This window comes from Rathayibacter tanaceti (assembly GCF_001634385.1).
Taxonomy (GTDB): Bacteria; Actinomycetota; Actinomycetes; order Actinomycetales; family Microbacteriaceae; genus Rathayibacter; species Rathayibacter tanaceti.
Map to the genome: position 1 here is coordinate 1 of NZ_LIIN01000169.1, position 4,516 is coordinate 4,516.

The window sequence follows — 4,516 nt, forward strand, 5'->3', positions numbered from 1 at the left end:
GCGCGGTCCGCGCTCTCCGCGAGCGCGGGCTCCGGGTGCTCATGCTCACGGGAGACAACCCGCGGGCGGCGGGCGCCGTCGCCTCCGCGGTCGGGATCGACGAGGTGATCTCGGAGGTCCTCCCCGAGGAGAAGCTCGCGGTCGTCGAGCGGCTGCGAGCCGAGGGCCGCCGAGTGGCCTTCGTCGGCGACGGCGTGAACGACGCGGCCGCCCTCGCCGCCGCCGAGGTCGGCATCGCGATGGGCGCCGGGTCCGACGCCGCGATCGAGGCCGGCGACATCACACTCGTGGGCGACGACCTCGGCCGCGTGCCCGACGCGCTGCGCCTGGGGCGGCGGACCCTCGGCGTGATCCGAGGCAACCTCTTCTGGGCCTTCGCCTACAACGTCGCCGCGATCCCGCTCGCGATGGCGGGCCTGCTCGGGCCGCTGGTCGCAGGAGCCGCGATGGCCTTCTCGAGCGTGTTCGTCGTCCTCAACAGCCTGCGGCTGCGCTCCTTCCGCTGAGGGAACCCGGAGCGTTACGGGCTCCCCTCGACGGCGCTCGTGCCGGCCCGCTCGAATCGCGACGGCGAGCGCATGACCCTCGTCCTCGCCTCTGCGGTCGAGGAGGTCGGACGGCGGCCCGGCCTCAGTCCGGTTCGGTCGCGCGTCGCAGCCGGTGCCGCCGGACCGCGGCACGGTTCGCACACCGGACGGAGCAGTACCGCTGTCGGCCGTTCCGGGTCACGTCGACGATGACGTTCGTGCAGTGGTCGCCCGGCGCTCGACCGGCTTCGCAGCGGAGCAGCCGGCTCATCCCCCGGGTCGTCAGGTGCAGTGCCGTGCCGACGGCGATGACGGCGTGGAGGACGTGCGCCAGAGACTGGTCCTGGTCGCGGTAGTGCAGGTGCCAGCCCTCGTCGTCGTGGTCGGTCAGGCGCGGATACGCCGCGATCGCCGCCATCTGCTCGTTCAGGGACGATGCACGGGCACTCGGAGTCGGCGCATCGACCACCTCGAGCCATTCGTCGATCACGCCGCGGGTCCGCTCGTGATCGTCCGGTCCGACCTCGAACTCCATCGTCATGCCGAACACCCGAGTCCGCGCCTCGATCCCCTCTCGAGCGGAGGGCCAGTCGTTGGCGAGGGAGGCGGCGAGCAGCACCGCGTACTCTCCGTAAGGGTTGAGCTGCATAAGACCATGACAGCACAGTGGGGGTCATGCTCACGTCCCCGCAGTTCCCCCGTCCCGGCGAGTCGTCACTGGACGCCCTCGTACCGCACGAACACGGCTGGACGACCGAATCCGCCCACAGAACCCGCGAGGGAGTCGTCGTGTACGTCCGGTGCGCCGACTGCGGATCGCGTCGTGTCGACCTGCGGGCGGACGGCGCCACTCCCCCGTCAGCGCTCAGCAGCGTCGTGCCGTCGTCCGCCTGAGCGGCGACAGCTCGGGTCGCCACCCCGCCTCCTCCTGTGCCCACCCGAGCGCACACCCGGCGTCGGTCGAGGCGGAGCGGTACCTCACTGCGCCAGCCGCAGCGGCTCCCGGATGTCGGTGGCGAGCAGGTCCGGGGCCTCGTCCGAGAGGACCCCGGACCGTCGAGGGAACCAGGCAGCCCCGGTTCCTCGACGACTCGGGTTCCCGCGGGAGCGGGAGCACGCTCAGAGCACCACCACGATCTTCCCGGTGGTGTGACCGCCCTCCGCGTGTGCGTGGGCGTCGCGCGCCTGGTCGAGGCGGTAGGTCTGCTCGACACTGAGGGCGAACCCGGGCAGGGCGAGCGCCTCGGCGAAGCCGTCCCGGGGATCGGTCGTGCGGCCGGCCCCTGTCGACACGCGAGCGCCCTGCTGCACGGCGCTGAAGTCCGAGATCGAGATCACGGTGGAGGCGTCTGCGGTCAGCTCGACGAGATCGCCGATGACCCCGGCGCCCGAGAGGTCCAGAGCCCCGGCGACCCCCTCGGGGGCGACCGCGCGGACCCGCTCGACCAGCCCTGCACCGTAGGTCACGGGAGTCGCGCCGAGGCCGCTGAGGTAGGCGTGGTTCGCAGCGCTGGCGGAGCCGATGATGCGCAGCCCCCGGGCGACGGCGAGCTGGATCAGTGCTGAGCCGACGCCTCCCGAGGCGCCGCTGGCGACGATGGTACCGCTCGTGACTCCCAGCTCGCTCAGGAGGCGGTGCGCGGTCTCGACGGCCACGCCCCAGCCTCCGGCGGCGACGAGATCGGCGCCCTTGGGGAGCCGTGCCCACTGACTGAGGACAGCCCGCTCCGCGAGCGTGTTGCGACCGGTGCCGAAGACGAGGTCGCCGACCGCGACGTCGACGACTCCCTCGCCCAGCTCGACGACCGTGCCGGCCGCATCCACCCCCGTTCCTGTGGGCGCGGCGAGGACCGGTGTCGGCGCGAGCGACCCCGAGCGCAGCTTGGTGTCGAGCCGGTTGATCCCGGCAGAGGCGACGTCGATGACGATCTCGCCGGGGCCGGGATGCGGGGGCGCGACCTCGACGAGGTCGAGGACGTCGGGGGTTCCGTAGGACGAGTACTGGACGGCTCTCATGGTGTCTCCTCTGGATGTCTTCTGGATCAACGGGTCCGCGGATCAGGACGCGGGCGAATAGTCGACGGCGTCGAGCCAGGCGGGCAGGCCGAGGGCGCCGGGCGAGAGGCGGCGGGTCGCGTCGACGTCAGCCTGGTACGCGGGCGTCTCGACGAACCAGCGGAACATCGACTGCATGTCCTCCTGACCGTCCAGGGCCGCGAGCGGGAGGGCCTCGTAGCGAGCGGGTCGACCGGTCCGCTCGGCGAAGGCTGCGGCGATCTCACTGCCGGTCAGCTCGTCGCCCGCGATTTCGATCTCGGCCGGGACCGACGCCGGGTCGAGCAGCGCCGAGGCCGCGACGATGCCGATGTCGCGCACCGCGATCAGCTGCAGCGACACGTCATCGGCGAGCGGGAGGCGCAGGACGAGGGTGCCGTCCTCCTCCGACGGAGCGAAGAAGAAGAAGTTCTCGAAGAAGAAGACGGGGCGGATCACCGTGGTCGGCACGTCGAGGGAGGCGAGGTGCAGCTCGACGAGGCGCTTGGACTCGAAGTGCGGCACCCCGGAGTCGCGATCGGCACCGCCAACCGAGTTGAAGACGACGCGCGGCACCCCGGCCACCGCGGCGGCGTCGGCGAGCGCGATGCCCTGGCGGGTCTCGCCCTCGGTGTCCGCGTCCTGCATGCCGCCGGGAGGGGTCGTCATGAACCAGAAAGCGTCGACTCCGGTGAGCGCGGAGACGAGCGAGGCCGGGTCGTCGATGTCGACGCGAGCGAGCTCTACTCCGCGGTCGGCGAGTGCTCGAGCCTTCTCGGAGCCGGTGTCGCGCACCAGGGCGCGGACGTGGGCGCCGCGGGCCAGGAGAGCGTCGGTCACGGCCCCGCCCTGGGCGCCGGTGGCGGCGAAGACGGCGATCGGCGAGGTGGATTCTGTGGTCATGATGGACTCCTTCGTAGTCGGTCGAGAGAGAAAACCTTAGCCGGCTAGTGATTATTCCTTGGAGATGAGACGATGTCCGGTCACAAGGCCCCCGAGCCCCGGATCGAGCCGATCAGCACGCTGATCCCGACGGTCGCGAAGGCGCACCGCAAGCTCGCAGGATCGCTCCTGCACGACCTCGGTCTCGCGCCCGGTCAAGAGCTCGCGCTCATGCTGCTGTGGGAGGAGTCACCCCGCTCACAGGCCGATCTGACGCGCCTGCTGATGGTGGAGTCCCCGACGACGGCGAAGATGCTCGCCCGTCTGGAGCGCGCCGGGGTCATCACCCGCGAGCGCTCGGCGACCGACCGCCGCGTCGTCCTCGTCTCACTGACGGCCGAGGGGCGCTCGCTCGAGGAGCCGGTCACCGCGGTCTGGCGCGACCTCGAGCAGCGCACCACCGCCGACCTCACGCCCGCTGAGCAGGATCAACTGCGCGCACTGCTCGGCCGCGTGGCCGGCACGCTCACGGAGGACTGACCGCAGCCTCGCCCGGCGCAGGGCAACGTGGTTGGCTGGGGCGATGCGAACCCAGACCCAACAGGGCGTCCCCCTCCTCCTCGTTGACGACGACGGGCCCGCGCTCTCGACGCCAGAGGACGCGCTCGCGCTCGTCGCCCGGACCTACGACGGCGACGTCGGGACGATCGTCGTCCCGGTCGGCCGCCTCGACCCCGAGTTCTTCCGCCTCCGCTCCGGCATCGCCGGCGAATTCGTGCAGAAGCTCGTCAACTACGGCAAGCGCCTCGTGATCGTGGGCGACGTGACCGAGCAGGTGTCGGCGTCGAGCGCGCTGCACGATTTCGTGGTCGAGTCGAACCGCGGCGACCACCTCTGGTTCGCGGCCACCCTCGACGCGCTCGACGCGCGCCTCGACGAGTCGGCCACCGCCACCGATCCCGGCTCCGACGGCGGGGTGGAGCCGACCCCCGGCCCCGCGCGCTGATGCCGCTGCTGCTGCCGGGGCCCGACGGAGCACCACCGCGGCTCGACGGGCCGGTCCGCCTCCTCCT

The 4,516-nt window shown here is 71.9% G+C and carries 6 protein-coding genes; 3 read left to right on the top strand and 3 right to left on the bottom strand.

Annotated elements, in window-relative coordinates; translation table 11 throughout:
• Window positions 1-506 (top strand): HAD-IC family P-type ATPase (locus tag ACH61_RS14050; RefSeq protein WP_153038899.1); only part of this gene is annotated, 506 nt, incomplete at its 5' end.
• A 124-nt stretch (window positions 507-630) separates the two neighbouring features.
• Here the strand turns inward: ACH61_RS14050 and ACH61_RS14055 are convergent.
• From ACH61_RS14055 to ACH61_RS14070, 3 genes are all read right to left on the bottom strand, one after another.
• Window positions 631-1,176, bottom strand: coding sequence for a CGNR zinc finger domain-containing protein (locus tag ACH61_RS14055; protein WP_068213194.1), 546 nt, complete (start codon window positions 1,174-1,176; stop codon window positions 631-633).
• A gap of 470 nt (window positions 1,177-1,646) precedes the next feature.
• Entirely contained in the window at window positions 1,647-2,543 is an 897-nt protein-coding gene (locus ACH61_RS14065; RefSeq protein WP_068213200.1) for an NADP-dependent oxidoreductase, read from the bottom strand.
• Window positions 2,544-2,585: 42 nt separating this feature from the next.
• Entirely contained in the window at window positions 2,586-3,464 is an 879-nt protein-coding gene (locus ACH61_RS14070) for an NmrA/HSCARG family protein (protein WP_068213203.1), read from the bottom strand.
• Window positions 3,465-3,536: 72 nt separating this feature from the next.
• Here ACH61_RS14070 and ACH61_RS14075 point away from each other — a divergent pair, with 72 nt between their 5' ends.
• Together ACH61_RS14075 and ACH61_RS14080 are read left to right on the top strand one after the other, a co-directional pair.
• Window positions 3,537-3,983, top strand: a complete 447-nt coding sequence (locus ACH61_RS14075; protein WP_068213205.1) for a MarR family winged helix-turn-helix transcriptional regulator — start codon at window positions 3,537-3,539, stop codon at window positions 3,981-3,983.
• Window positions 3,984-4,026: 43 nt separating this feature from the next.
• Window positions 4,027-4,449, top strand: a complete 423-nt coding sequence (locus ACH61_RS14080) for a DUF4180 domain-containing protein (protein ID WP_068213208.1) — start codon at window positions 4,027-4,029, stop codon at window positions 4,447-4,449.
• Window positions 4,450-4,516: the final 67 nt, after the last annotated feature.